The 26,453-nt window shown below is 71.1% G+C and carries 25 protein-coding genes; 2 read left to right on the top strand and 23 right to left on the bottom strand.

The window, feature by feature from the left end:
* The 20 genes from BGO22_RS02220 to BGO22_RS02125 all read right to left on the bottom strand — a co-directional run.
* Positions 1-360, bottom strand: a 360-nt coding sequence (locus BGO22_RS02220; protein WP_286848617.1) for a thioesterase family protein, incomplete at its 3' end; no start/stop codon positions are given.
* A gap of 26 nt (positions 361-386) precedes the next feature.
* A complete protein-coding gene (locus BGO22_RS02215; protein WP_070397193.1) occupies positions 387-1,535 on the bottom strand; it encodes an acyl-CoA dehydrogenase family protein in 1,149 nt (382 codons plus the stop codon).
* Entirely contained in the window at positions 1,532-3,460 is a 1,929-nt protein-coding gene (locus BGO22_RS02210) for an acetyl/propionyl/methylcrotonyl-CoA carboxylase subunit alpha (RefSeq protein ID WP_070397192.1), read from the bottom strand. Before BGO22_RS02210 ends, BGO22_RS02215 begins: the two co-directional genes overlap by 4 nt.
* The gene (locus tag BGO22_RS02205) at positions 3,457-4,257 is read right to left on the bottom strand and encodes an enoyl-CoA hydratase/isomerase family protein (RefSeq protein ID WP_070397191.1); all 801 of its coding nucleotides are present in this window, start codon (positions 4,255-4,257) and stop codon (positions 3,457-3,459) included. Before BGO22_RS02205 ends, BGO22_RS02210 begins: the two co-directional genes overlap by 4 nt.
* A 104-nt stretch (positions 4,258-4,361) precedes the next feature.
* A complete protein-coding gene (locus tag BGO22_RS02200; RefSeq protein ID WP_070397190.1) occupies positions 4,362-5,537 on the bottom strand; it encodes an acyl-CoA dehydrogenase family protein in 1,176 nt (391 codons plus the stop codon).
* A 33-nt stretch (positions 5,538-5,570) separates the two neighbouring features.
* The gene (locus BGO22_RS02195; RefSeq protein WP_070397189.1) at positions 5,571-7,184 is read right to left on the bottom strand and encodes an acyl-CoA carboxylase subunit beta; all 1,614 of its coding nucleotides are present in this window, start codon (positions 7,182-7,184) and stop codon (positions 5,571-5,573) included.
* Positions 7,181-8,149: an SDR family oxidoreductase gene (locus BGO22_RS02190; RefSeq protein WP_239478173.1), complete on the bottom strand. Its 969-nt coding sequence runs from the start codon at positions 8,147-8,149 to the stop codon at positions 7,181-7,183. Before BGO22_RS02190 ends, BGO22_RS02195 begins: the two co-directional genes overlap by 4 nt.
* A complete protein-coding gene (locus BGO22_RS02185) occupies positions 8,146-8,805 on the bottom strand; it encodes a TetR/AcrR family transcriptional regulator (RefSeq protein ID WP_070397188.1) in 660 nt (219 codons plus the stop codon). Before BGO22_RS02185 ends, BGO22_RS02190 begins: the two co-directional genes overlap by 4 nt.
* Positions 8,806-8,905: 100 nt before the next feature.
* A complete protein-coding gene (gene egtD, locus BGO22_RS02180; protein WP_070397187.1) occupies positions 8,906-9,925 on the bottom strand; it encodes an L-histidine N(alpha)-methyltransferase in 1,020 nt (339 codons plus the stop codon).
* A gap of 31 nt (positions 9,926-9,956) precedes the next feature.
* Entirely contained in the window at positions 9,957-11,153 is a 1,197-nt protein-coding gene (gene egtB, locus BGO22_RS02175; protein WP_070397186.1) for an ergothioneine biosynthesis protein EgtB, read from the bottom strand.
* Between the two features lie 2 nt (positions 11,154-11,155).
* Positions 11,156-11,437 carry a DUF427 domain-containing protein gene (locus BGO22_RS02170; RefSeq protein ID WP_070397185.1) on the bottom strand — a complete coding sequence of 94 codons (282 nt, stop codon included), beginning with the start codon at positions 11,435-11,437 and terminating at the stop codon, positions 11,156-11,158.
* Positions 11,438-11,596: 159 nt separating this feature from the next.
* Positions 11,597-12,910 (bottom strand): sulfatase family protein, encoded by a 1,314-nt coding sequence (locus BGO22_RS02165; protein ID WP_070397184.1) that lies wholly within the window; start codon positions 12,908-12,910, stop codon positions 11,597-11,599.
* A 53-nt stretch (positions 12,911-12,963) separates the two neighbouring features.
* On the bottom strand, positions 12,964-13,944 hold the full coding sequence (locus tag BGO22_RS02160) for a Bug family tripartite tricarboxylate transporter substrate binding protein (protein ID WP_070397183.1): 981 nt from the start codon (positions 13,942-13,944) through the stop codon (positions 12,964-12,966).
* 52 nt (positions 13,945-13,996) lie between these two features.
* Positions 13,997-14,779, bottom strand: coding sequence for an enoyl-CoA hydratase-related protein (locus BGO22_RS02155; RefSeq protein WP_070397182.1), 783 nt, complete (start codon positions 14,777-14,779; stop codon positions 13,997-13,999).
* A complete protein-coding gene (locus BGO22_RS02150; protein WP_070397181.1) occupies positions 14,776-15,582 on the bottom strand; it encodes a crotonase/enoyl-CoA hydratase family protein in 807 nt (268 codons plus the stop codon). The genes BGO22_RS02155 and BGO22_RS02150 overlap by 4 nt, the downstream gene beginning before the upstream one ends.
* Entirely contained in the window at positions 15,579-16,793 is a 1,215-nt protein-coding gene (gene pcaF, locus BGO22_RS02145) for a 3-oxoadipyl-CoA thiolase (protein ID WP_070397180.1), read from the bottom strand. Before pcaF ends, BGO22_RS02150 begins: the two co-directional genes overlap by 4 nt.
* 2 nt (positions 16,794-16,795) lie before the next feature.
* Complete coding sequence (locus BGO22_RS02140; protein ID WP_070397179.1) at positions 16,796-17,638, bottom strand: amidohydrolase family protein; 843 nt, start codon at positions 17,636-17,638, stop codon at positions 16,796-16,798.
* A gap of 20 nt (positions 17,639-17,658) precedes the next feature.
* Positions 17,659-19,323: a (2,3-dihydroxybenzoyl)adenylate synthase gene (locus BGO22_RS02135; protein ID WP_070397178.1), complete on the bottom strand. Its 1,665-nt coding sequence runs from the start codon at positions 19,321-19,323 to the stop codon at positions 17,659-17,661.
* Positions 19,324-19,371: 48 nt separating this feature from the next.
* On the bottom strand, positions 19,372-20,145 hold the full coding sequence (locus BGO22_RS02130) for an SDR family NAD(P)-dependent oxidoreductase (protein ID WP_070397177.1): 774 nt from the start codon (positions 20,143-20,145) through the stop codon (positions 19,372-19,374).
* A gap of 95 nt (positions 20,146-20,240) precedes the next feature.
* Complete coding sequence (locus BGO22_RS02125) at positions 20,241-21,209, bottom strand: Bug family tripartite tricarboxylate transporter substrate binding protein (RefSeq protein WP_083292773.1); 969 nt, start codon at positions 21,207-21,209, stop codon at positions 20,241-20,243.
* 144 nt (positions 21,210-21,353) lie between these two features.
* Here BGO22_RS02125 and BGO22_RS02120 point away from each other — a divergent pair, with 144 nt between their 5' ends.
* Positions 21,354-22,247: a LysR family transcriptional regulator gene (locus tag BGO22_RS02120; RefSeq protein ID WP_070397175.1), complete on the top strand. Its 894-nt coding sequence runs from the start codon at positions 21,354-21,356 to the stop codon at positions 22,245-22,247.
* On the opposite strand, the gene BGO22_RS02115 is transcribed toward BGO22_RS02120, so the two are convergent.
* The gene (locus BGO22_RS02115) at positions 22,239-23,444 is read right to left on the bottom strand and encodes a flavin-containing monooxygenase (RefSeq protein WP_286848592.1); all 1,206 of its coding nucleotides are present in this window, start codon (positions 23,442-23,444) and stop codon (positions 22,239-22,241) included. The genes BGO22_RS02120 and BGO22_RS02115 overlap by 9 nt on opposite strands.
* Before the next feature lie 204 nt (positions 23,445-23,648).
* On the opposite strand from BGO22_RS02115, the gene BGO22_RS02110 reads away from it, so the two are divergent.
* The gene (locus BGO22_RS02110) at positions 23,649-24,710 is read left to right on the top strand and encodes an alpha/beta hydrolase family protein (protein ID WP_070397173.1); all 1,062 of its coding nucleotides are present in this window, start codon (positions 23,649-23,651) and stop codon (positions 24,708-24,710) included.
* A gap of 8 nt (positions 24,711-24,718) precedes the next feature.
* On the opposite strand, the gene BGO22_RS02105 is transcribed toward BGO22_RS02110, so the two are convergent.
* Both BGO22_RS02105 and BGO22_RS02100 read right to left on the bottom strand, forming a co-directional pair.
* The gene (locus tag BGO22_RS02105; RefSeq protein ID WP_070397172.1) at positions 24,719-25,264 is read right to left on the bottom strand and encodes a phosphatase PAP2 family protein; all 546 of its coding nucleotides are present in this window, start codon (positions 25,262-25,264) and stop codon (positions 24,719-24,721) included.
* A 43-nt stretch (positions 25,265-25,307) separates the two neighbouring features.
* Positions 25,308-26,453, bottom strand: a 1,146-nt coding sequence (locus tag BGO22_RS02100; protein ID WP_286848587.1) for an RNA polymerase sigma factor, incomplete at its 5' end; no start/stop codon positions are given.

Here is a 26,453-nt window from a genome sequence, read left to right as displayed (position 1 = left end):
GCCCACGGCCGGGCGCAGGTAGTCCACGCGCAGGTCGATGGTGCCCAGCTTGGCGAAGCGGAGCATGCGCTGCTCCACGCTGTCGTCCATGTGGCGCGCGGCCATGGCGGCCAGCACGGCCAGACCGCCCATGGAATCCATGGCGGCGCTGATGACCCCGCCGTGCAGGCGGTGGTGCGCGTAGTGGCCGATCAGCTCGGGCCGCAGGTCGAGGTGGCCGTTCACGCGTTCGGGCCGGACCTCGTCGATCTTGAGGCCGATGTGCTGGTTGAAGACGATCTTCTGCTCGAAGAGCTCGACGATGGCCTGCAGGAACTCGGGTTCGAAACACACGGCGGATGGGGTTTTGGCGGTGCTCATGGTGTCCTCCGGAAGGTGCTGCCGGCTCAGGCGCCGAACTGCCGCGCCGCCAGGTCTTTCATGATCTCCTCGGCGCCGCCGCCGATCATCATGACCTTCACCTCGCGGTAGAGGCGCTCGCTGGCGGTACCCCGCATGTAGCCCATGCCGCCCAGTATCTGCACGGCCGCGTCGGCGTTGGCCTGCATGGCCTGGGTGCTGTGGTTCTTGAGCAGGCAGACGTGGCCCACCCAGTCGGGGCCCTCGTCGCCCGCGTCGATGCGATCGCCCAGCGCGTCCAGCCAGGCCTGGGTGGAGCCGATGCGCATGCGCATGTCCATGAGCTTGTGGCGGATCGCCTGGCGCTGAATCAGCGCTTCGCCAAAGGTCTGGCGCTCGCGCGCCCAGGCCAGCGCCTCGTCGTGGCAGGCCTCGGCAAAGCCCAGGGCCAGCGCGCTCATGGCCAGGCGCTCGCCGTTGAAGTTGCCCATGATGCAGCGAAAGCCCTTGTTCTCCTCGCCGATCAGGTAGCGCGCCGGCACGCGCACGCCGTCGAAGCGCAGGTGGCCGGTGTCGCTGCAGTGCCAACCCATCTTGTGCAGCGGCGTGCGGCTGAGGCCTTTGGCGTCGCAGGGCACGGCGATCAGGCTGATGCCGCTGGCGCCCTTGTTGTTCGGATCGGTTCGAACGGCCAGGGTGATCCAGTCGCAGCGCAGGCCGGAGGTGATGAAGACCTTCTCGCCGTCGATGACGTAGTCGCCGCCCTCGCGGCGCGCGCTGGTGCGCAGGCTGGCCACGTCGCTGCCCGCGCCGGGTTCCGTGATGCCGAGCGCGGCGATCCGCTCGCCCTGCAGCACCGGCGGCACGACCTCGGCCTGCAACTCGGGCGAGCCATGCTTGAGCACCGGCGGCAGACCGATGTTGTGGCTGAACAGGCTGGCCAGCAGGCCGCCGCTGGCGGTGCGCCGCGCCAGCAGCTGCGACACGGCATTGCGCGCGCGCCAGGGCGCGGGCGTGCCGCCCAGCGCCTCGGGGTAGCCCAGGCCCAGCAGGCCGATGCGCGCGGCCTCGCGGTAGAGCCCGCGCGGGAACGTGGCCTGGGCGTCCCAGTCGTTCACGAGCGGCACCAGCGCGTCGCGCGCGAAGCGGTCCACCGTGTCGAGCAGGGCCTGGGTGTCGGCGGGGTCCCAGTTCATGCCGTTGCCTCTGCCGCAAAGCTGACGAGCAGTTGCCCCGGCGCCACCTGCTGTCCGGCCGACACGGACACGGCCTGCACCGTGGCGTCGCGCGGCGCGGCGATCAGGTGCTCGATCTTCATGCTCTCGATGGCGAACAGCGCCTCGCCCTTGGCCACGCGCGCGCCGGGCCGGGCGTGCACGGCCACGAGCTTGCCGTTGAAGGGCGCGCGCAGCTCGCCCACCGCGCCAGCGGCGCCGGCACGGGTTCGCGCGCGGTGGCTCAGGTCGCTGAGCGTGAGCGTGTGCGGGCCCACCTGCACCTGCCAGTGGCCGTCGCCCAGCGCGACGGCGGTGGTGGCGTGGCGCACGCCGTCGATGGCGACGCCCTGGGGCTGCAGAAGGGCCTCGTGCGTGCGATCGCCCAGCGCGACGCTCTGGCGGCCGTGGCCGTGTTCCAGCACGGCGAGGTCGAGCACCGCGTCGCCGTGCCGCCAGCGCAGCGGCCGCGCGAAGGGGCACGGCAGCGCGCCGGGCGCGGGCCGATCCGCGCAGGCCGCGACCAGCACCCCGGCCAGCACCGCCTCGGCCGGCGGCCGCAAGGCATCGCGCAGGCCCTCACCCTGCTCCGCCAGAAAGGGGATGAGCGCCTCGCCCGCGCCGAACACCGGGTGGCGCAGGCAGGCCGCCAGCAAGGCGCGGTTGGTGGGCAGGCCCAGGAGCACGGTCGCGTCCAGCGCGTGCGCGAGGCGTTCGATGGCCTGCGCGCGCGTGGGCGCGTGGGCGATGAGCTTGCCCAGCAGGGCGTCGTAGTGCGGCGTCACCTCCGTGCCGGTCTCGATGGCGTGGTCGAAGCGCAGGCCCTCGCCCAGCGGGGGTTCGGCGAAGGCGCGCACGGTGCCGGTGTGGGGCGCGAAGCGCTCGTCCTCGGCGCACAGGCGCACCTCGATGGCGTGGCCTTGCAAGCGCACCTGGTCCTGCGCCAGCGGCAGCGGCTCGCCGCGCGCCACGCGGATCTGCCACTCCACCAGGTCCAGGCCGGTGAGCATCTCCGTCACCGGGTGCTCCACCTGCAGGCGGGTGTTCATCTCCATCAAAAAGAACCGGTTGCCGTCCAGCAGGAACTCCACCGTGCCCGCGCCCACGTAGCCCGCCGCGCGCGCCAGCGCCACCGCGGCCTCGCCCAGGCGCTCGCGCAGTTCCGGCGTGACCGCCGGGCTCGGCGCTTCCTCGACGATCTTCTGGTGGCGCCGCTGCACCGAGCAGTCGCGCTCGCCCAGGTGGATGCAGCGCCCCTGCGCGTCGGCGAAGACCTGCACTTCCACGTGGCGCGGGCGCCGCACGGCCGACTCGATCAGCAGGTCCGCGCTGCCGAAGCCGGCCAGCGCCTCGGCGCGCGCGCTGGCCAGCGCGGCGGGCAGCTGCGCGGCCTCGGTGACGAGGCGCATGCCGCGCCCGCCGCCCCCCGCCACGGCCTTCACCATCACCGGGTAGCCGATGCGCTCGGCCTCGGCGGCGAAGGTCCCGTCGCCTTGGTCGGCGCCGAAGTAGCCCGGCAGCACCGGCACGCCATGCGCTTGCGCCAGGGCCTTGGCGGCCGACTTGCTGCCCAGCGCGCGGATGGCCTCGGGCGGCGGACCCACCCAGGTGAGGCCGGCGTCGATCACGGCCTGCGCGAAGTCGGCGTTCTCGCTGAGGAAACCGTAGCCGGGGTGCAGCGCGTCGGCGCCGGTGGCGCGCGCGGCGGCGATCAGGCGATCGATGCGCAGGTAGGACTCGGCCGAGCCCGCGCCGCCGAGCGCGAAGGCCATGCCGGCCTCACGCACGTGCGGCGCGCGCGCGTCGGGCTCGCTGAACACCGCCACGGTGGCGATGCCCATGCGGTGCGCGGTGCGGATCACGCGGCGCGCGATCTCGCCGCGGTTGGCGATGAGCAGGCGCTTCAAGACGCGTCTCCCCTGGCCCAGGGTGCGGGCTGTTTTTGCGCGAACGCGGCCAGACCGGCGGCGGCCTCGGGGCTGCGCAGCGCATTCGCGAAGGCGATGGCCGCCTCGTCGCGCAGGTCGGGCAGGTGCTGGTGCAGGCGGTGCAGCAGCTGCTTGGTGGCCGCCAGCGCGCCGGGCGCGGCGCGGCCCAGGGCCTTGGCGGCGTAGGCCACGGCGGCGTCCAGCGCGTCGTCGGCCACCACGGTGTTCACCAGGCCCACGGCCTGCGCCTCGCGCGCGGTCCAGCGCGTGCCGCTCAAGAGGCACTGGCGCGCGGTGGCGTCGCCCAGGCGCCGCCACACGAAGGGCGCGATCTGCGCCGGTGGCAGGCCCAGCGTGACCTCGGGCGTGGCGAAGGCCGATCGCTCGGTGGCGATCACCACGTCGGCGCAGCACACCAGGCCGAAGCCACCGCCCATGGCCGGGCCGTCGACGGCGCACATCAGCCACTGCGGCAGGCCGATCAACGCGTGCAACAGATCGCCGAAACCGCGGTTCATGGCGATCAGCGGATCGGGCTCGCCGGGGGGCAAGGCCTGGCCAATGGCGCTGGCGAAACCGCCCAGGCTGCCGCCCGCGCAGAAGGCGCCGTCCGCGCCCGTCAGCACCACGCCGCGCAAGGAAGCATCGGCCTTGGCGCGCAGGCAGGCCTCGAACAGGGCCAGCACCATCGCGTCGCTCAGCGCGTTGCGCGCGGCGGGTTCGTTCAGCGTCCAGGTTTCCACGTCGTGCCGACGATCGATGAGCAAACTGGCCATGGTCACTTTCTGCAGAGTTGAGCGAGCGAAGGGCTGATGTCGCGGGCCACCGTCGAACCGGCTTGGCCGGGCCACGGGTGGCGTCCCCCTTGGGGGAAGCGGCGTCAGCCGCGCAGGGGGGTTTTCTTGATCCCCATGATCTTGCTGAGGATGCCCAGCATCACCTCGTCGGCCCCGCCGCCGATGGACGCCAGGCGCCCGTCGCGGTACATGCGAGAGACCTTGTTCTCCAGCGTGAACCCCATGCCGCCCCAGAACTGCAGGCAGGTGTCGGGCACCTGGCGGTTGAGCCGGCCGGCCTTGAGCTTGGCCATGGTGGCCCACTCGGTCACGTCCTCGCCGGCCACGTAGCGGTCGCACGAGAGGTAGGTGAGCGCGCGCAGGGCCTCGACCTCGGTCTTGAGCTCGGCCAGCTTGAACTGAACCCACTGCTGGTCGGCCAGCTGGGCGCCGAACAGCTTGCGCTCCTGCGCCCACTCGATGGTCCATTCGATGCAGTTGTTCAGGCTTTGCAAGGTGCTGGCCGCGCACCACAGGCGCTCTTCCTGGAACTGCTGCATCTGGTAGACGAAGCCCGCGCCCTCCTGGCCGATGCGGTAGCGCTGCGGCACGCGCACCTCGTCGAAGTACAGCAGGCCGGTGTCGCTGCTGTGCATGCCGATCTTGCGGATCTTCTTGCCGACCTCGAAGCCTTTCACGGTCTTGCCGTTCTCGCGCAGCGGCACCATGACCAGGCTCTTGTTCTTGTGCGCGGGGCCGTCGCTGGTATTGACCAGCAGGCAGATCCAGTCGGCCTGCAGGCTGTTGGTGATCCACATCTTCTGGCCGCTGATGACGTAGTCGTCGCCGTCCTTGCGGGCGGTGGTCTTGATGGCGGCCACGTCGCTGCCGGCGCCCGGCTCGCTCACGCCGATGGCGCCCACCGCCTCGCCGCGGATCGCGGGCGCCAGGAACTGCGCCTTCAGTTCCTCGCTGCCGAAGCGCGCCAGCGCCGGCGTGGCCATGTCGGTCTGCACACCGATGGCCATGGGCACGCCGCCGCAGTGGATGTGGCCCAGGGTCTCGGCCATGGCCACGCTGTAGCTGTAGTCCAGGCCGGCGCCGCCGTGCGCCTCGGGCTTGGTCAGGCCCAGCAGGCCCAATTGCCCCAGGCCCTTGAAGACCTCGTGCGCGGGAAACATCTCGGCCGCTTCCCACTCGTCCACGTGGGGGTTGATGTGGTCGTCGATGAAGCGCTTGAGCGTTTTCTGTATTTCGCGGTGCTCGTGCGTGAACTGCATGGGGGGTCTCCTCGGGGTGGGTATGTGAGGGGTCTACATGCGCGCCACGCCGAACGGCAAGGGGCGCGGGTGGCGCTGTTCGGCCTCGGCGCAGGTGTCCAGGCAGAAGGCCAGCACGGCGCGCGTGTCGCGCGGATCGATCACGCCGTCGTCCAGCAGCAGGCCGCTGGTGTGGAAGGCGTCGGCCTGGCTCTCGAAGACCTGCACGATCTGCTCGAACTGCTGCTGCATCTGCGCCGGGTCGGGCGCGATGCCTTTGCGGGCCAGCCCGGCCTCGGCCACGATCTGCATGGTGCGCGCGGCCTGCTCGCCGCCCATCACGGCCGTGCGTGCGTTGGGCCAGCTGAACAGGAAACGCGGCCCGAAGCCGCGCCCGCACATGCCGTAGTTGCCGGCGCCGAAGGAGGCGCCGCACTGGATGGTGATCTGCGGCACGGTGGCGCCCGTCACGGCCTGGATCATCTTGCTGCCGTGCTTGATCATGCCGCCCTGCTCGCTGTCCTTGCCCACCATGTAGCCGGTGGTGTTCTGCAGGTAGATGAGGGGGTGGCCCAGCTGGCACATCCACTGGATGAAGTGCGTGGCCTTGTTGGCGCCGGCCACGTCGATGGGTCCGTTGTTGCTGATGAGGCCCACCGCGTGGCCGCCGATGCGGGCCTGCGCGCACACCGTGGCCGCGCCGTAAAGCGGCTTGAATTCCAGCAGGTCGGAGCCGTCGGCCAGGCGGGCCATCACCTCGCGCATGTCCACCGGCTCGCGGTGGTGCGTGGGCATGAGGCTGAGCAGGTCGTCGCTGGGCAGCAGCGGCTCGGCCACCACCGGCGCCACCGGGCGCGCGACACCGTCGCGCAACTGGTCGACGATGCGCCGCGCCAGCCCCAGCGCCTCGCGGTCGTCCTCCGCCAGGTACTCGCCCAGGCCCGACACGCCGGTGTGCATCTCGGCCCCGCCCAGCTCCTCTTCGGTGGCCACCTCGCCCGTGGCGGCCATGAGCAGCGGCGGCCCCGCCAGGAAGGCGCGCGAACGCCCGCGCACCATCACCACGGTGTCCGACAGCCCCGGCATGTACGCCCCCCCCGCCGTGCCCGAGCCGTGCTGCACCGTGATCACCGGCAGGCCCGCGGCCGAGTGCCGGGCGAGGTTGCGGAACAGCGAGCCGCCGTGCACGAAGCCCTCGACCTTGTACTTGGTGAGGTTGGCGCCCGCGCTCTCCACCAGGTGAACGAAGGGCAGCTTGTTCTCCAGCGCGATGTCCTGCACCCGCAGAATCTTTTCCAGCCCACGGGGCTGGATGGCGCCGGCCTCAATGCCCGAGTCACTGGCCACCACCATGCAGCGCACGCCGCTGACGAAGCCGATGCCCGCGACCACGCCGCCGCCGGCCACCGACTTCGCGGGGTCCTTGGTGTCCTGCAGAAAGCCCGCGAGCGAGCACAGCGGCAGCCAGGGCGCGCCCGGGTCCAGCAGCAGCGCGATGCGCTCGCGCGGCAACAACTGGCCGCGCTTGTCGAACACGGGCTTGGCCTGGGCCGAGGCGGTGGCCGCGCGCTGCTCGAGCGCGCGCAGCTGCGCGATGCGCTCGAGCATGGCCACCCGGCGCAGCTGCGCGGCTTCGGTGTGGGGGTTGAAGCAGGACGCGAAGCTCATGGCTGGAACACCTGGGGCACCACGTAGCGGTGGAAACCATCGAAAGGCTTTACGGCGTCGCGCGACTGCGCCTCGGCCGGCGCCGCGACCTGGCCCCAGCCCAGGCGTACCTGGGGCCGCGCGCCGTCCACGCGCAGCACGCTGCCGCTGATGAAGCTGGCGGCCGGCGACAGCAGGAAGGCGATGGCCGCGCTGGTTTCGGCCTCGTTACCGAAGCGGCCCAGGGGCACCGTTTCGCGCATCTCGCGCAGCATGGGACCGGCCTCCGGCGGGTAGTGGTCCATGCCGCTGGAGGCGATGTAGCCCGGCGCCACCGCGTTCACGCGCACGCCGCTGCGGGCCCATTCCAGCGCGGCGGTCTCGGTGAAGCTCACCATGCCCGCGCGCGCCGCGCCGCTGTGGCCCATGCCGGGCATGCTGCCCCACATGTCGGCCACGATGTTGACGATGGCGCCGCCGTGCGCCTGCAGGCTTTGCAGGTAGCACTCGCGCGCCACCAGGAAGCCGCCCATGAGGTTGGTGTCCAGCACGGCCTGCCAGCCCTTGGCACCGATCTTTTCCAAGGGGCTGATGTACTGGCCGCCCGCGTTGTTCACCAGGCCGTGCACGCGGCCGTGCGCGGTCACGATGTCCGCCACCAGGGCGCGCACCGCGTCTTCCTGGCGGATGTCGCCGGCGTGGCAGCTCGCGCGCCCGCCATCGGCCGCGATCTCCTCGGCCACGGCCCGCAGCTTCTCGGGCTTGCGGCCCACCAGGGCCACGTGCGCGCCCAGCGCGGCCAGTTCGTGCGCGGTGCAGCGGCCGATGCCCGAGCCACCGCCCGTGACCACGATGACCTGGCCCGCGAACAGGCCGGGCCGGAAGACGGAGCGGTAGCGGTCCGCCGCGGGGCCGCCCCCCGCCGGATCAGCCCCCTCGGGAGGCAGCGACCCGCGCAGCGGCGGAGCGTGGGGGCCTGGGTTCATTCCATGTCCTTGACGAAGAGTTGCAGCGCGGCCTCGGTGAGGCCGTCCAGCGTGGTCGGCCCCTCGGGGTCGTACCACTGCGCGGTCCAGTTGAGCGCGCCGAAGATCAGCAGCCGCGCCAGCGCGGTGTCGCCCCGCAGCGCGCCTTCGCGTCGCAGGGCCTGCAGCACCGGCACCCACACGGCCTCGTACTCGGCCATCAGCTCGCTCACCACGCGCTTGGGCTGCGGCGCGAGCCAGCGCCACTCGTACAGCATCACGGGGATGTGGTCGCTCTCGGGGCCCAGCAGGTTGTCGAAGTGGCCGCGCACCAGTACGCGCAGGCACTCGCTGGCCGACAGCGGCCCAGGCGCGGCGGCCACGGCCGCGTCCATGCGCTCGCGCTGGTGCCGCAGGGCGCGCTGCATGCCCTCCTCCATCACGGCGGCGAGCAGGGCTTCCTTGTTCTCGAAGTGGTAGAAGGGCGAGCCCGAGCGCATGCCCACGGCGGCGGCGATGTCGCGCGTGCTGGTGGCCGCGAAACCCTTCTGGCGAAACAGGCGCGCGGCCGCGCGCAGCAGGGCCTGGCGGCGGTTGCCGTCGTCGCGCTCATCGGCGGTCTTGCGGGGGCGTCCGCGGCTGCGGCGTTCGGGCGCGGGGGTGGCCTGGGGATCCATGGCGCGCCACGTTAGCAGCGCCGTTCATTTATAGCAAGCGGATGCTTGGTGAAAATACCAATGCCCGCTGTCGCCGGCCCGACAGCGGCGGCGCGGCGCCTCAGCCCGTGGCGTGGCAGGCCACAAGGGCGTAGGGCAGCGCCGGGTCCTCGAACCAGGCCCGCAGCTCGAAGCCGGTGTCGGCGGCCATGGCCTCCACGCCCGCGCGCTCGTACTTCTGCGACTGCTCGGTGTAGATGAACTCGCCGGGCCCGAAGTGAAACTCGCGCCGCAGCAGCGCGCTGCGCACAGTCTGGCGCGCCTGGCTCACCAGGAAACTGCGCGCCACGCCCTGCAGCGGGCAGTAGCTCGCGTAGTGGCGGAAGCGCTCGAGATCGAAGTCCATGCCCAGCTCGCGGTTGAGGCGGCGCAGCAGGTTCAGGTTGAAGGCGGCCGTCACGCCCGCGGGGTCGTCGTAGGCGGCCCGCACGGTGTGCGGGTCCTTGCGCAGGTCCAGGCCGAGCAGCAGGCTGTCGCCCCGGCGCAGGTGGGCGCGCACGCGGCGCAGGAAGCGCCGGGCCTCCTCGTCGGTGAAGTTGCCGAGGTTGCTGCCCAGGAACAGCGCCACCTGGCGGCGCCGCGCGCTGGGAATGGGCCAGGTCTGGAAGTAGTCGCCGCACAGCGGGTGCACCGCCAGCGCGGGCAACTGGCGCGCCATGCGCGCGCTCAACTGGTCCAGCGCCTGGGCGGAGATGTCCATGGGCCGGTAAACCAGCTCGGCGCCGGCCTTGAGCCAGGCGCGGCACAGCGCCAGCGTCTTGCGCCCGTCGCCGCTGCCGAGCTCGAGCATCTCGATCGGCGAGCCGCCGGTGTCCAGCGCGCCCAGCAGGTCCCTGGCGTGGCGGCGCAGCAGGGCGGCCTCCACCCGCGTGGGGTAGTAACTGGGCAGGCGCATGATGCGTTCGAACAGGCGCGAACCGCGGTCGTCATAGAAGTACTTGGACGACAGCCGCTTGGGACTGCCCGACAGGCCCGCCAGCACGTCGGCGGCCAGGCCGCGCGGCGCGGCGGCCCCGGCTTCGGGTGGTGCGGTGTCGCGCGCGGGTTGGATGGCGGATGCGGGGTCGCGGCCTCGGGTCATTCTGCAAACCTTGCTCGGTGCCCGCCGGCGCTCATGGCCGGGCCAGGCGGATGCCGGTGTATTGCCAGCGCAGCGGCGGCTGAAAGAAGTTGCGGTACGTCAGGCGTTCATGCCCCGGCGGTGTGGCAAACGACGCGCCACGCAGCACCTGCTGGTTCACCATGAACTTGCCGTTGTATTCGCCCACCGAGCCTTCGGCGCGCCGAAAGCCCGGGTAAGGCGCGTAGGCGCTGGCGGTCCACTCCCAGCGGTCGCCCCAGGCCATGCCCCGGCCAGCGGCGGCCTCCCATTCGAACTCGGTGGGCAGGCGCGCGCCGGCCCAGTCGGCGTAGGCGCTCGCTTCGTACCAGCTCACATGCGTCACCGGCGCCTGCGGTGGCAGGGGCAAGGGGCCGGCCAGGGTCTGGTGCCACCAGTCGCCGCCCTCGCCGCGGAACCAGTACATCGGCGCCGCGATGGCGTTCTGGCGCAGCCAGTCCCAGCCGTCGGCGTGCCAGTGGCGCGGGTCCTGGTAGCCGCCGGCGCCGATGAAGGCGGCGTACTCCGCGTTGCTCACCAGCCGGTCGCTGAGCGCGAAGGGCGCGAGCAGCCATTCGTGGCGCGCGCCCTCGTTGTCGAAGGCGAAACCATCGCCCGCGTGCCCGATGGCGACCACACCGCCAGGGTGCTCGAGCCATCCCATCGGGGCGGCTTGAGGCAGGTGTTCGCCGGCCAGGCTCACCACGGCGGTGTCGGCGCAGGCATAGGCGGGGCGCAGGGGGTTGTGGCCCAGGATGGCCTTGATGTCGGTGAGCAGCAGTTCCTGGTGCTGCTGCTCATGCTGCAGGCCCAGCGCCAGGCGGTCCAGCCACCGGGCCGGTGGCTGCGTGGCCAGCCAGGCCATCACGGCGGCGTCCACGTGCGCGCGGTAGGCCAGCACCTCGGCCACGGTCGGCCGGCTCAGGTGGCCGCGCTGGGCGCGCGGCACGCGCTCCCCCTCGCCCTCGTAGTAGCTGTTGAAGAGGTAGCCGTAGGCCGGGTGGAACGGTGCGTAGCCCGGCGAGGCGTGCGCGAGCAGCATGGCCTCGAAGAACCAGCTGGTGTGCGCCAGGTGCCACTTGGGCGGGCTCACGTCCACCACGGGCTGGACCACGTGGTCCTCGATGGCCAGCGGCGCGCACAGCGCCTCGCTGCGCGCGCGCACCTCGGCGTAGCGCGCGGCGGCGTCGGCGGTGGCGTCGCGCCGCATGCTCAGTCCACCACCTGCACGCCGCGCCAGAAGGCCACGCGGTCGCGCACCATGTCGGCCTCGGGCTTGGGGTCGGGGTAGAACCAGGCGGCGTCGCGATTGAGTTCGCCGTCGATGAGCAGGCTGTGGTAGCTGGCCTGGCCCTTCCAGGGGCAGTAGGTGTGGTGGTTGCTGTGCTGCAGGTACTCGCGGCGCAACGCGCTCGCAGGGAAGTAGGCATTGCCCTCGACGAGCACGATGTCGTCGCTTTCGGCAATCACCGTGCCGTTCCAGATCGCCTTCATGGGCGCTCCTCGGGTGTGTTGGGATGGGGATGTGTCGCATCCTGGGCGCATTTGCGGCTCATTGCAAGCCTGTGGCGATCGGGAATGACCGCATGGGGTCATTGACTTGTCATCGGCGCCGTTTCTCCCTGTGCGGCGCGCGCCCGTTGCCGCCTCGACCTAGCGCTGAGGCATGTTCCTGGTCCCGTAACCCTGCCTCACGCGGGCGTCCTCCGGGATGGGGGGCATGGTGCGGTTCCACGCTTCCCATGCCTCCCGCATGTCGCTCATCCGCTGTGGGTCCCGCGCGGCCAGATTCGCGCGCTCGCGCGCATCCGAGGCGATATCGAACAGGTAGTCGATTCCATCCACGCGCAGGTACTTCCAGTCACCGTTGCGGTGCGCCCGCTGCTCTCGGTGCTTCATCCGCCAGAACAGCGGACGATCGAAGTGGGCCTGGGGCGCGTGCAGAACCGGCAGGAGCGACAACCCATCCAGCGGGTAGTCCGGATCCGGACGCGCGCCCGCCGCCTCCAGAACGGTGGCGGACCAGTCCATGGTCATGCAGTGTTGCGCGGTCACGGCACCGCGCGGAATCACGGCCGGCCAGTGCGCGATCCATGGCACGCGGATGCCACCTTCGGTCAGGTCCATCTTGCCGCCCACGAGCGGCCAGTTGTCCGAGAACCGTTCGCCGCCGTTGTCGCTGGTGAAGACGACCAGCGTGTTGTCGGCGATGGCGTTCCGGCGCAGCGCCTCCATCACCCAGCCGATGCCCTCGTCCATGTGGTGGATCATCCGCTGGTAGGTGTGGACGCTGCCACCATGCAGATGGAAGAGGTTCTGCATGACGTCTGGCGCGAGGTGTTCGTCATCCCGCGTCTCCCAAGGCCAATGGGGGGCGGTGTAATGGAGGCTGAGAAAGAACGGTTCTTTCTTTCCAGCCATGCGATCGATGCAGTCGACGGCGCGTCGCGAGAGAAGGTCCGTGAGGTAGCCCTCTTCGTGCCTCTCCTGCTCGCCGAGGTACAGGTCGTGGTCGCCGTTGCCGCTGCAGTGAGAGAAGTAGTCCACCCCACCCGACAGGGGGCCGAAGAATTCGTCGTACCCCGACTTGAGGGGACCAAAATGCGGCGGGTACCCGAGATGCCATTTGCCGATCAAGGCGGTCTGGTAACCCGCCCGCTTCAACAGCGAGGGAACGCTGGGGTGTCCCGGGGGCATACCGAGCGTCGCGCTGCCCTTGCTGTCCGCGTGAATCGGCTCCTCGGCCGCCCCTCGCAGTCTGTACTGGTAACGTCCCGTGATCAGTGCAAAGCGCGTCGGCGAGCAGAGCGATGAGTTCGCGTAGCCATCGGTGAAGCGGATGCCGTTCTCGGCCAGCGCATCGAGAACCGGTGAAACGCGGCCGAAGGCCGCCTCGCGCCCACCGTAGCAACCCAGGTCGGCGAACCCAAGGTCGTCGGCAACGATGAAGATCACATTGGGTTGCATGGCAAGGGGTGTTGCAGGATCCACGGGAGCGCTGGGGGCCACGGCGCGTGCGGTCAGTCCAGCGTCAGATTCAACCGCTTCACCACTGGCGCCCATCGCGCCGTATCGGCCTGCACCTGCGCCTCGGCCACCTGGCGCGTGCTGCCCACGCCACGCAAATCCAGCGCTTGCAGGCGGGTTTGCACATCGGGGGTCGTCATGATGGCGCCGGCGGCCTGCTCCAGTGCGCTGGCGACCGCCGCGGGCAGGCCTTTGGGCGCCTGCAGCAGCAGCTTGAAGCTGATGTCCAGGGTCGGCTTGTGGAGTGCCTCGGCCAGCGTCGGCACCTGCGGCGCCAGCGCGGAAGGTTCGGCGGACGAGACGGCCAGCGCCACCAAGCGGCCGGTTTTCACATGCGGCAGCACCGTGGGCGTTGCCAGAAAGCCGCAGCTCACCTCGCCGGCCAGAACGGCGGTGGTGGCTGGCGCGGGGCCGCGGTAGGCGATGTGCTCCATGCCGACGCCGGCCTCGCGCAAGAACATTTCAGCGGCCAGATGGCCCGGCACGCCAGCGCCACCCGACGCGTAGATCATTCGGTTCGCATTCGCTCGGGCCACCAGCTCGGCCGCGGTCTTCACGCCCGTGCCTGGGTGGCACACCAGCATCTGGGTGAAGTTCGCCAGCACGGAGAGGTTCATCAGGTCTTTGCGCGCATCGAACGTGAGCTTGGGGTACACGAGCGGGTTCACGGTCACCACGGTGTCCGGGCTGACCCCCAGGGTGTAGCCATCGGGCTCGGCAGCCGCCACCACACCGGCGGCCAGGCTGGTGCCGGCGCCCGGGCGGTTCTCGACCACCACGCTCTGTCCCAAGCGCTGCGACAACCGTTCGGCGAAGAGACGGGCCGTGATGTCGGAGGGCGCGCCCGGCGGCGATCCGACGAGCAGGCGAATGGTCTTGCTCGGGTAGGCGGGCGCCTGCGCCTGCGCGTTGCCGGCGCTCAGCACGGCCAGCGCAAGGCCGGCCAGCAGGGAGGGAAGAAGTCGCTGGGTCATGGCTGTCTCCTGGTAGAGGTCGAACGAAAGGTGTGCCCGTGCGCTGCGGGCCTCAGCCCCCGGTGAAGCGCGGTGCGCGCTTGTCCAGCCGCGCGCGCATGCCTTCGTGCTGGTCGTGCGTGGAAAAAAGCGTCTGAAAGGAGCGCCGCTCGAACCGCAGCCCGCTCTCCAGCCCGCTGCTCATGCCTTCCAGCACGGCTTCCTTGATCAGGCGCAGCGCCAGCACGGGCAGTGCGGCCAGCTCGCAGGCGATCTGCAGCGCGCGCGCTTCCACTTCGTCGTCGTTCACCACTTCGCTGGCCAAGCCCATGGCCAGGGCCGCGTCGGCGCCGAAGGGTTCGCCCCGCAGCAGGATGTGCATGGCAGCGAATTTGCCCACCACCTGGGTGAGACGTTGCGTGCCCCCACCCCCGGGCATGATCCCGAGCTTCACCTCCGGTTGGCCGAAGCGCGCGCCCTGGCCCGCGACGAGGATGTCGGCGTGCATCGAGAGTTCACAGCCTCCGCCAAGCGCGTGGCCCCGCACGGCGGCGATCACCGGTTTGCGGCAGTTGGCGATGGCGCCCCACAGCCGGTCCATCTGGCGCGCCATGATCTGCGCCGGCGTGGCGTCCACGTACTCGTTGAGATCGGCCCCGGCGCAGAACGCGCGCTCACCGCCCGCCAGCACGATGGCGCGAACCCGGTCGTCGGCGTCGAGTCGCAGAAAGGCCTCGGCGAGTGCATGGCGCAGCTCGAGGTTGAGCGCATTGAGCACGGCCGGGCGGTTCAGGCGCAGCAGCGCCACGCCATCCATGGGGTTCGCCTGCAACAAGCAGTCGCTCGCGGTGCTCATGTGGCTGCGCCCTGAAAGCGCGGCGCGCGTTTCTCGAAGAAGGCGGCAACGGCTTCGGCGTGGTCGGCCGTGTGGTGCGCCAGGCCCTGCAGGCGACCCGCGCTGCCCAGAGCCTCGTCCAGCGTTGCGGTGCGTGCCTGCTGCAGCAGCTGGCGCGTCCATCGAAGCACCTGGGGCGGGTTGGCCGCGATGCGGGCGGCCAGTTGCAAGGCCTCGTCGAGCAGCGCCTCGGGCGCCACCACCCGCGAGACCAGGCCGATGCGCAGGGCCTCCTCGGCATCGATCGCATCGCCGGTGAGCGCCATCTCGGCCGCGCGCGCGTAGCCGACAACACGCGGCAGCAGCCAGCAGCCTCCGTCGCCGGGCACGATGCCGACCTTGACGAAGCTCTCGGCGAAGCGCGCCTGGCGGGAGGCGATGCGCAGGTCGCACATGCAAGCCAGGTCGTTGCCGGCGCCGATGGCCGGGCCGTTGACCGCGGCGATGATGGGCACTTGCAGCGCCTCGAAGGCGCGTGGGATGCGCTGGATGCCGTCGCGGTAGGCCTGCGCGATCTGCTCGGGCGTGCCAGCGAACATGCCACGGCGCTCGCGCATCTCGGCCACGTTGCCGCCGGAGCAAAAGGCTGTTCCCGCGCCGGTCAGGATGGCGACGCGCACGTTGAGGTCCGCGTTGAGCGCGGCGAAGGTCTGTTCGAAGGCCGCGAACATCGCTTCGCCGCTAAGGGCGTTTCGGGTGTCGGGACGGTTGAGGGTGAGCAGCGCGACATGGCCGCGCCGCTCGATCAGGATGGGTTCGCTCATCGGGGGTCTCCCACGCGTTCGATGGCCATGGCCACGCCCTGCCCCACGCCCACGCACATCGTCACGAGGCCGTAACGCCCGCCGCTGCGTTGCAGCTGCCGCGCGGCGGCCAGCACCAGGCGCGCGCCGCTCATGCCCAGCGGGTGACCGAAGGCGATGGCCCCGCCGTGGGGGTTCACCTGCGGTGCGTCGTCACTCAGGCCGAGCGCGCGCATCACAGCCAGGCCCTGGGCCGCGAAGGCCTCGTTGAGCTCGATGACATCGAAGTCGCCGATGCGCAGGCCGGTGTGTGCCAGCAGGCGCCGCACCGCCGGCACCGGGCCGAAACCCATCACACGCGGGGCTATGCCCGCGCTCGCGTAGCCGAGCACACGGACCAGGGGCCGCAGGCCGTGGCGCTGCGCCCCGGCTTCGCTGGCCAGCAACAGTGCGGCGGCGCCATCGTTCACGCCCGATGAATTGCCGGCGGTGACCGTGCCGCCCGGGCGAAACGCCGGTTTGAGCGCGGCCAGGCTCTGGGCCGTGGCGTCGGCGCGCGGGTGCTCGTCCTCGCTCACCCGCACGACGGCGCCTCGGCGGCCCGGCACCTCCACGGGCACGATCTCCTGCGCCAGCACTCCGGCCCGCGCGGCGGCCGCCGCGCGTTGCTGGCTGCGCAGGGCGAAGGCGTCCTGGTCGGCGCGCGAGATGCCGTGTTCCTGCGCCACGTTCTCCGCCGTGTCGCCCATGCTGTCCACGCCGTGCAGCGTTTCCATGCGCGGATTCACGAAGCGCCAGCCGATGGTGCTGTCGTGCACCTCGGCGTGGCGCGAGAAGGCCGCCGTGGGCTTGGGCATCACCAACGGCGCGCGGCTCATGCTTTCCACGCCCCCCGCGATGGCGATCTGCGCCTGGCCCGCGTGCAGCGCGCGCGCCACCTGGGCCACGGCCTCAAGGCCCGAGCCGCACAGCCGGTTGACGGTGAGCGCCGGCACCTCGACCGGCAACCCCGCCAGCAGCGCGCTCATGCGCGCCACGTTGCGGTTGTCCTCGCCGGCCTGGTTCACGCAGCCAAAGACCAGTTCGTCGATCAGCGCCGGCTCGAGGCCGGGGTGACGCGCCATCAGCGCGCGGATCGGGATGGCGCCCAGGTCGTCGGTGCGCACGCCCGAGAGCGCGCCGCCGTAGCGCCCGATCGGCGTGCGCACGCCGTCGCAGAGGAAGGCGTCCATGCTCACAACCCCAGCACGCGCTCGGCGTTGCCGTGCATGATCTTTTCCATGATCTCCGGCGTGTAGCCGAGCCCGTCCCACTCCCGCAGGATGCGCTCATAGGGCAGGCTGGGGTAGTCGCTGCCGAACATGATCTTGTCCTGCAGGCGGCCGCGGATGTCCACCTTCAGGTTGCCCGGGAAGTGCTTGGGCGCCCAGCCCGACATCTCCCAGAACACATTGCCCTTGTGCAGGGCCACGGCGGTGGTTTCGTCCACCCAGGGCCAGCCGGGGTGGGCCATGATGATCTTCAGCGTCGGGAAATCGGCCGCGAGCTGATCGATGTGTTGGGGGTGGGCGTGGCGGATCACCGCACCGTGCCCACCCGGCATGCCCGCGCCCATGCCGGTGGTGCCGACGTCGATCATCACCGCGGCGCCCATGGCGTCGATCTCCTCGAACAGCGGGTAGTAGCGCCGGTCGCTGACACCGAAGTGCTGCATGATGGGGTGGAAGTGAAAGCCGATGAAGCCCAGCTCGCGCACGGCCTTGCGGGCCTGGATCATGGCGATCTCGCCTTTGGCCGGCTCCACCGCGCCCCAGCACTGGATGATCCGTTTCGGGTGGCGCTTCCACATGCCGTGCACGTACTCGTTGGTGCAGGGCGGCGCGGCAATGGTGGTCTCCAGGTCCAGCGCCACCAGGCAGGCCTCGACGCCCGCGCCGGCGAACTCGGCGATCACCTCGTCTTCGCTCTTGCCCACCCAGTCCCGCTTCCAGTAGCGGGCGAGCTCGGCGGGATAGGGACCCTGGGAATCGGTCCAGGTGGACGTACCCGGGTAGCAGTGCAGGTCGATGATGCGCATGGGGTCTCTCGGGGGTTCGGTCAGTGGGGGATGCGGCGCGCGGCCTCTTCTTCTGCCAGCCGCTGGCCGATGAGTTCGCCCAGCGCCTTCTTGGATACCTTGCCAAAGGTGGAGACGGGAAAGTCCGGCAAGACCTCCAGCCGCTCGGGCAACTTGAACTTGGCGATTTCCTTGGTCAGCAGAAAACCCACGAGCTCCTTCAGGTGCAACTCGTGTCCGGCCTTGAGGATCACGAAGGCGCACATGCGCTCGCCCAGGTTGGCGTCGGGCATGGGCACGCAAGCCACGTTCTGCACCGCGGGGTGCATCAGGATCAGGTTTTCCACCTCCTCGGCACTGATCTTTTCGCCGCCGCGGTTGATCAGGTCTTTCTTGCGGCCCTCGACGATGTAGTTGCCGCTGGGGTGCTTGCGCATCAGGTCGCCGGAACGGTAGAACCCGTCGGGCGTGAACTGGCGCGCGTTGTACTCAGGCACACCGAAGTAGCCGCGCAAGGTGTAGGGGCCGCGCACGGTGAACTCGCCGACCTCGCCGTCGGGCACCACGCGGCCCTCGTCGTCGAGCAGCAGAACCTCGTCGTCCTCGCACACGGGACGGCCGCAGGTCTCGAGCTTGACGTCCTCCGGGTCGCTGGCGCGCACGAACATCAAGGTGCCTTCCGACATGCCGAAGTTCTCCTGCACGAACACGCCGGGTATCAGCGCGCGTGTCTTCGCGCGCACTTCGGGCTGCATGCGTTGTCCGCCGCTCTGGATCAGCCTGAGGCTGGACAGGTCGTAGGCGCTGGCGGCCTCGTCGTTGATCAGGCGGATCAGCAGCGCGGGCACCACCTTGAGGTGCGTGACCCGGTGCTTCTGGATCAGCGCGAACATGTCCGTCGGGCGCGTGTTGGCGTGCAGGACCACCTTGGCTCCCTTGAACAGAAAGCCCTGGATGCCCGGGCAGGCCAGCGGCAGGTTGTGGGCGATCGGCAGCACCAGCAGCAGCACCGATTCCGCGTCGATCTCGGTCACCTCGGCGGCCACCTTCGAGTTGTAGGCGTAGTCGTTGTTGGTTCGCGGGATCAGCTTGGGGATGCCGGTGGTGCCACCCGAGAGCTGGAAGATGCAGGGGTCTTCGGGGTCGATGCGGATCTCGGCCAGGCGCGAGGCCGGCAGCTTGGCCGGCGTGTCGATCAGCGCACGCAGTGAGACCTCGCCCGGCCCCGCGTTGCCCAGCACCAGACGAAATTTCAGCGAGGCGTTCTCGGCCTGCACGCGTTCGATCATCGGCGCGAAAGTGAAGTCACCTGCGGTGCCGGGGTAGACACAAGTGGTCGCGCCCGAGAGCCGAACGAACTGGCTGATCTCGGCGTAACGGTGCGTGACCAGCGCAGCGATCGGGATGCAGCCGATCTTCTGCAGTGCGAAGTACAGCAGCACGAACTCGTGCACGTTGGGCAGCGTGGGCACCACGCGGTCCAGCGGGCGCAGGCCGAGCTCGAGCAGGTTGAGCGCCAGGTTGGTGGTGACGCGGTCGAGTTCGGCGTAGGTGAAAGACACGTCGCCGTCAATCAGCGCGACGCGGTCCGCGAAGCGCTTGAACACGGCGTCGAACTCCTGCGCCAGCGAGCGGTCCTGCCAGTAGCCCTTGGCGCGGTAGCGCGCGGCGCAGTCGGGCGGAAAGGGAACGAATCCTTCAAGCATGGGAAGTCTCCGGAGGATCAAGGGGGATGGGGCAACGCGGGCGCGGCCTCAGGTCGAACTCGTGAAGCCGCCGTCGATGACGACCACCTCGCCGGTGACGAAGCGCATGCCCTGGATCAGGTTGAGCATCACCTCGGCCACGTCGTCGGCGGTGACGCAGCGCTTCAGCGGCGTGGCCTTGGCGCGCGCGCCCATGAGCGTTTCGTACTTGTCGCCCAGCATGCGCTGCATCCAGTCGCCTTCCATCCAGCCCGGCGCCACCGCGTTCACGCGGATGTCCGGGCCCAGGTTCCAGGCCAACATCTTGGTCAGGCTCACCACGGCGGCCTTGCTGGCCGCGTACGGTGGCGGCTGCGGGCCGGGGCGCAGACCCACGATGCTCGCGGTATTGACGATGCAGGGCTCGCCTCCTTGTGCCCTGCTCTTGCGCAGCAGCGGCACCGAGGCGCGGCTCACCTGGAAGTTGCCGCGCACGTTGACCGCGAAGGTGCGGTCCCAGGCGTCCATGTCCAGGCTGTCGAGGTCTTTCACCTTCCAGGTGGCGGTGGTGCCGGCGTTGTTGACCAGCGCGTCCAGGTGGCCGAAGGCGCTACCCACCTCGGCCAGCATCTGGCGCACGGCACTGTCGTCGCTCACGTCGCAGGGCAGCACCAGGGTCTGGGCGCCCAGAGTCCGGGCTTCTTCGGCCACCGCTTGCGCGGCCTTGGCGCTCGAGGCGTAGTTGATGGCCACGTCGTAGCCGGCTTTCGCCAGCGCCAGCACGGCGCTGCGGCCGATGCCGGTGCCACCGCCGGTGACGAGGGCCTTCTTGCGGGGGGTCATGTTGGGAGGCTCCTGTTTCGGTTGTGAAAGCTTGAGTCGGCCCAGGGCGCCAGCTGCGCCGGCGCCATCGGGTCTGGAAAACGTTGCGGCGAGTGCTACTGGGGCTGCACGCCGAGTGCGGTCACCAGGCGCCTCATTGCGCCTTGCTGCTGCACGAAGAACGCGTGCGCGGCGCTCACGCTGTCCTGTCGCGGGTACACCCCCATGTCGGCCAGCCGACGGGTGACTTCGGACGAGGCGGTGATGCGGTTGACGTCGGCGTTGATGCGTTCGATGACGCCGGGCGGTGTGCCCGCCGGCGCGATGATCTGGAACCAGCCGATGGCCTCGTAACCGGGATAGGTGTCCGCCACCGGCGGCGCATCGATGCCGGGCAGGCGCTGCGCCGAGGTGACGCCCACGGCGCGCAGGCGGCCCGACTTCACATGCTCCAGCAGTCCCGGCACACCATCCACCGTGAGCACGGCGTCGCCCGCCAGCACGGCCGCCACCGCGTCGGGCGGCGTGCGGTAGGGCACGGTGAACAGGCCCATGCCCCCGGCCTTGCTGACCATCTCGCCGGCCAGGTGCGGCAGCGAGTTGAGCTGCGGCGCGGCGAAGTTCACCTTGCCCGGATGGGCCTTGGCGTGCTGGGCTAGGTCCGCCATGGATCGGATGCCGCTGCTGGCCGGAACCGCCAGCATCAGCGGGCTGATGCCCACCGTGGCCACGGGGGCGAGGTCGGTGTCCGGGTTGAACTGCGGGTTCTTGAACACGAGCGGAGTGATCGTGCCCATGGCGGCCGGGACGAAGCCAATGGTGTAGCCATCGGGCGCCGAGCGCACCAGCGCCGACATACCTGGAATGCCGCCTGCACCGGGGCGGTTGTCCACCACAACGCCTTGGCCCCAGGCGTTGGCAAGCCGCTCGCCAACGATGCGCGCAATCACGTCTGGCGCAGAACCCGCGCCCACCGGAACGATCATGCGCACGGGCCGGCTGGGCCAGTCCTGTGCCGCGGCGCTGCCCAGTGTGGACAGCAGACAGGCCGCTGCCAGCAGGCGCCTTCTGGAAATGGGGTTCATGGCGTGTCTCCGTCTCGTTGTCTGTGTTCCCGGCGCGGGATGGGGCGGACTGTAGGCAGGCCTAAAGATTCAAATAAGATGGAAATATTCGAAAAGTGATTCGAATCTGATATCTCCCCGAATGAACAACAGGTAAGTCAAGGCATGAAGCTCGATCAGCTACAGCACCTGATGGCCATCGTCGAACACGGCAGCCTGCGCGCGGCCGCCAGGCGCTTGGACATGCCCCAGCCCGCGCTGACGCGCAGCGTGCGGGCACTGGAGCGGGAACTGGGTGTGAGCTTGTTTGCGCGGGAGACCACGGGCATGGTCCTGACCGCCGAAGGCGTGCGCTTTCATCGCCGGGCCTGCGTCATCACCAGCGAGGCTCAGCGCGCGCGGGAAGAGGTGCAGCACCCGGGGCCGGCCTACGAGGGAACGGTATCGGTGGCCTTGTCGATCATGCCCCACCTGGGCATGCTGCCCGATGCGCTGCCGGTGTTCCGCCATGCCTATCCGAAGGTCAGGCTCAACATCACCGAGAGCCTGATGCCCGGCGTGGAAAGCGCATTGCGCGACGGCGGGCTGGAGTTCTACCTTGGCGCTGCGCCATCGCAGAAGCTGGCGCCGGGCCTGGCGATGCGGCACCTGTGCGACAACACGCGCGTGGTGGTTTGCCGCAAAGGCCACCCGCTGGCGCGCGTGCGCAGCCTCAAGGCGCTGGCCGGCGCCGAGTGGGCCAGCACCACCATCGACCACAACGCCGAGCAGGACCTGGCGCGGCTGTTTGCCTCCCACGGTCGGGCCGCGCCGCGCGTGATGCTGAGCGCGCACTCCGCGCTGTCGGTGCAGGTGGCCCTGGTGCGTACCGACCTGCTGGCCATGTTGCCTCGGCAGTGGTTGGACTTCGTCATGACGCGTGACCTGCTGGACGTCATCCCCGTGCGCGAGCGCCTGCCGGCGCCCGCCATCGTGCTGGTGCGCCGACCCGATCTGCCGCTGTCGCCGCCAGCGGAGTTTTTGTGCGACGTGCTGATGCGCCGTCTTCCATCAGCCTGACTGGGCCACCCGGCCGGCGGTGCCTGAGGCCGGCGCCAGCGAAGCCGCGATGCGCCCGGCCACCCGCTCGGCCTGCATCGCGATCGTGCGCAGCAGCCCGCCCGGCTGGCGGATGTCGTAACCCACGAAGTGCAGCCCCGCCAATGCGCCTTCACCGTGCAGCACCGTGGGCAGGCCGCGTTCATCCAGCGGCAGCGGGTGGTTCGGGAACAGTCCCTGCACCAGGGGCTGGTAGCCGGTGGCGAGCACGATGCTGTCGAAGCCCTGCCCCCGTCCGTCGGTGAAGCGCACGCCACCGCGCATGAGCGTGGCGATGCCGGGGTAGACGGTGATCTCGCCGCGCCGGATGCGCGCGAGGGTGCCGACGTCGATCACCGGCGTCTTGCCCTCGCGGCGCAACTGGCGCAGCGGCGAGGCGGCCGGCGTGCGCAGGCCCCAGCGCGACAGGTCGCCCACGGTGAGCCGGCGCAGCAGCGTGGCGCAGGCGTCGCCCATGGGTTCGGGCAGGCGGGCCAGCGCGATGCTGGAGAGCTGCGTGGGCCGGCCCAGCACGTCGCGCTTGACGATGTTGACCGGCGAGCGCACCGACAGCGCCACCGCCACGCCCTGCTCGGCCAGGTCCAGCGCGATCTCCGCGCCCGTGTTGCCCATGCCCACCACGAGCACGCACTGGTCTTTGAACGGCTGGGCGTTGCGGTAGTCGTGGCTGTGCAGCACGCGGCCGGTGAAGGCGTCCTGCCCCGGCAGCACCGGCCTGCGCGGCTCCCGGTTGGCGCCGGTGGCCAGCACCAGCTGCGCGGCGTCCAGGACCCGGCCGCCAGCGGTGTGCACGCGCCAGCGCGCGCCGGGGTCGGCGGCGGCGCCGGCGGTGATGCGCACCACCGTCTGCCCGCCCACGGGTTCGATGCGGTGGTGGCGGGCGTAGGCCTCCAGGTAGTCCACCACCCCCTGGCGCGGCACGTAGCGCGGCGCCTCGTCGGGGAACGGCAGGCCCGGCAAGGCCGAGTGCGACTTGACCGTGTGCAGGTGCAGCCGCTCGTAGTGCTCGCGCCAGGACGAGCCCAGTTGCGCGGCCTCGTCGATGACCGTGGCGTCCCGCCCCAGCAGGCGAAGGCCGCCGGCCACCGCCAGGCCCGCGGGCCCGGCACCGACGATGAGGACAGCGTGGCGATCGTTGGGGGCGGCGGACTCGGTCATGGTGGACGCGAGTGTGAGGGTGCGCTTCGTCGCACGCCATCGGTGTTCGCCCGTGGCGGGCACCCGAAGGACCGCGCACCGCCCTCCCCCACCTGGGGGAGCCGCCTGTACCCCGCCCGTGTATCTCCGCCGCAGTGCACACCCTATCGTGCCCAGCCCGGCGCCGGCCGGCCCCGCGGCCCACCCCCATGGAGAAACCAACGTATGGCATCCCTCATTGAATGCGCCCATCTCGCGTGGGCCGTCGGCATCGGCCCCTTGTCCGGGGGGGCGCACCGCACCCCCTTGCTGCCGGGCTGGAAGGCCTTGCAAGCGCCGCCCCTGGCGGCGCAGGCTGAGCAAGCCCTGCACGGCGGCGGCTTCGGCGCCAGGGCGTATCTCAACCCGTCCACGGGGGACATGGTGGTGGCCTACCGAGGCCGGGACTTGCCTTCGGCGCTGCCGGGCCCTGCGCGGCAGGACTTGCCCGAGCTGTTGCTGGGGCTGAGCCTGGTGCTCGGCCGCCAAGGAGTCGAGATCGGCACTGAGCTGCGGCGCCAGGCGATAACGCACTGCCTCGCGGTGGTGGCGTCGGCCCAGCGGCAGGGACAGGACCCTGGCCGCCTGTTCTTCACCGGTCACGGCATGGGCGCGGCCCTGGCCGCCAGCATGGCCGTCTGGCTGGGGCGCCCCGCCACGCTGTTCGCCGCCGCCCCCTTCACGGTGGCCGGCGGAGGCCAGGACTGCCACGACGCCCTCAGCCACGTGTCGGTGCAAGGCGAACCGATGGGCTACGCGCGCCACGCCATGCCCTTCGCCGTGAGCGCCGAGCGCGACCGGGCGATCGAGGCTGGCCAGGCGCCAGTGTCGAAGGCCCTCGCCCTGCACCGCATGGACCTGCACCTGGCGCTGCTGCTGGACGAGCGCCTGCCCGCCCTGATGCAGCGCCTGCCGGAACTGCTGCCCGCGCTGTGCGGCGGTTCACCCGACCCGGCGCACGATCTGATCGGCCCGCTGATCGAAGACCAGCTGCGCCAGGGCACGGGCGCCCCCAGCGCCCTTCGGCGCTTCATCGACGATGTCGAGAAGCTTCCCCTGCTGAGCGCGTTCGACACGCCGCCCGGCGGGCGCCAGGCGCTGATCGCCCTGCTGGCCATCCTCCATGGGTCGCAGGCCGGCCGGGGCACCCGTCCGTCACGGTGGCCGGCGGACGAGGCGCCGCCAGGGCCAGCGAGCGGGACCCAGCACCAGCACCGCCCCGGCATCGGGGTCAGGGAACCGGCCTGAGCGGGCCATCACGTCGGCAGCACGAGCCCGAAGGCCAGGCCGCTCGCCAGGCCCAGGGCCAGGCCCGCGAGCACGTCGAGCGGGAAGTGCGCGCCGGTGTGCACGCGCGCCCAGCCGGTGGCCAAGGCCACGGCCGCCATGGCGGTGATCAGCGCCCCGCTGCCGGTGTGTGGCAGCAGCGCACCCAACACGGCGCCCATCACCAGGGCATGGCTGCTCGGGAAGCCCGCGCGGCCGCCGTGGCCCAAGTGGTTGGGGCACAAGCCCAATGCAAAGGGCCGCTGCGCCTGCCAGCGGCGCGCCAGGCGCTTGCCCGCCAGCTGCACCAGCCCGGCCCAGGACAGGCACAGCAGGGCCAGGGCCGGCCCCAGCGGGTGCGGCAGCGACACCAGCACCACGAGCGCCAGCAGCGGCAGCCAGCTCCAGCGCGCGACCAGCCGCGCCAGCACCAGCGCGGCGACCGGGCCGCGCCCCGCGCCGAGGCGGCGGAACAGCCAGATGTCGACCCGCAGCCAGGGGCTGGCGGGCGCGAAGGGAAGCGTCTGGTCGGCCATCCGCGCACTGTGCGGCGCGCAGATGACAGGCGCGTTAAGCGCGTTAAGCGCGGTCGGCTCGGGGCGGTTGTGCCGGGGTGTCGCGCAGCGCCTCGGCGCGCTCGCGCATCAGGGCCTGGTCGGCCTCGTTCTGGGTGAGGCTGGCGGCGCGCTCGAAGGCTTCGCGCGCTTGCGCCCGGCGACCCAGCTGTTGCAGCAGGTCGCCGCACACCGCGCTGAGCCAGGGGTAGCGCGCCAGCGCGGGCTCTTGCAACAGCGGCGCGAGCACGGCCAGGCCAGCGGCCGGGCCAGCGTGGCGCGACACCGCCACCGCGCGGTTGAGCTCCACCACGGGCGAGGGCGCCAGGCGCGCCAGCTCGGCGTACAGCGCGGCCATGCGCGCCCAGTCGGTGGACTCCACCGAGGCGGCGCTCGCATGGCAGGCGGCGATGGCCGCCTGCAACTGGTAGGGGCCGGGCGATTCGGTGATGAGGTCGGCGCGCGACAGCGCGTCCAGCCCGCGGCGGATGAGCAGGCGGTCCCAGCGCGCGCGGTCCTGCTGCTCCAGCAGCACGGGGCGGCCCTGCGCGTCGGTGCGCGCGGCGCTGCGCGAGGCCTGGATCTCCAGCAGCGCCTGCAGACCCAGCACCTCGGGCTCTCGCGGCATCAGATCGGCCAGCACGCGCGCCAGGCGCAGCGCCTCGTCGCACAGCGCGGGGCGCATCCAGTCGCTGCCCCGCGTGGCCGTGTAGCCCTCGTTGAAGATGAGGTAGATGACCTCCAGCACCGAGCCCAGGCGCTCGGCCAGCGCGGGGCCGTGCGGCAGTTCGAAGGGCACGCCCGCGTCGCGCAGGGTGCGCTGCGCGCGCACGATGCGCTGCGCCACGGTGGACTCGGTCTGCAGCACGGCGCGCGCGATCTCGTGCGTGCTCAGGCCGCCCAGCAGCTTGAGCGTGAGCGCGACACGCGCGTCGGCCGAGAGCACGGGGTGGCAGGCGGTGAAGATCAGGCGCAGCAGGTCGTCGCCGATCGGGTCGCGGCGTGCGGCGTCCACCAGCTCGGCCACGTCGGGCGCGCGGTCGGCCTGCAGGGCCACCAGGTCGGCGGCGATGTCGGCCTCGTGCCCCTCGCGCGTGGCGCGCTGGCGCAGGTGGTCGAGCGCGCGGTTGAGCGCGGTGCGCATCAGCCAGGCCCCGGGCTTGTCGGGGAT

Origin of the sequence: Hydrogenophaga sp. 70-12 (assembly GCF_001897365.1) — a bacterium.
GTDB classification, from domain to species: Bacteria; Pseudomonadota; Gammaproteobacteria; order Burkholderiales; family Burkholderiaceae_C; genus Hydrogenophaga; species Hydrogenophaga borbori.
The sequence above is the reverse complement of the archived record's forward strand: the minus strand, read 5'-3'. Positions and strand labels throughout refer to the sequence as shown.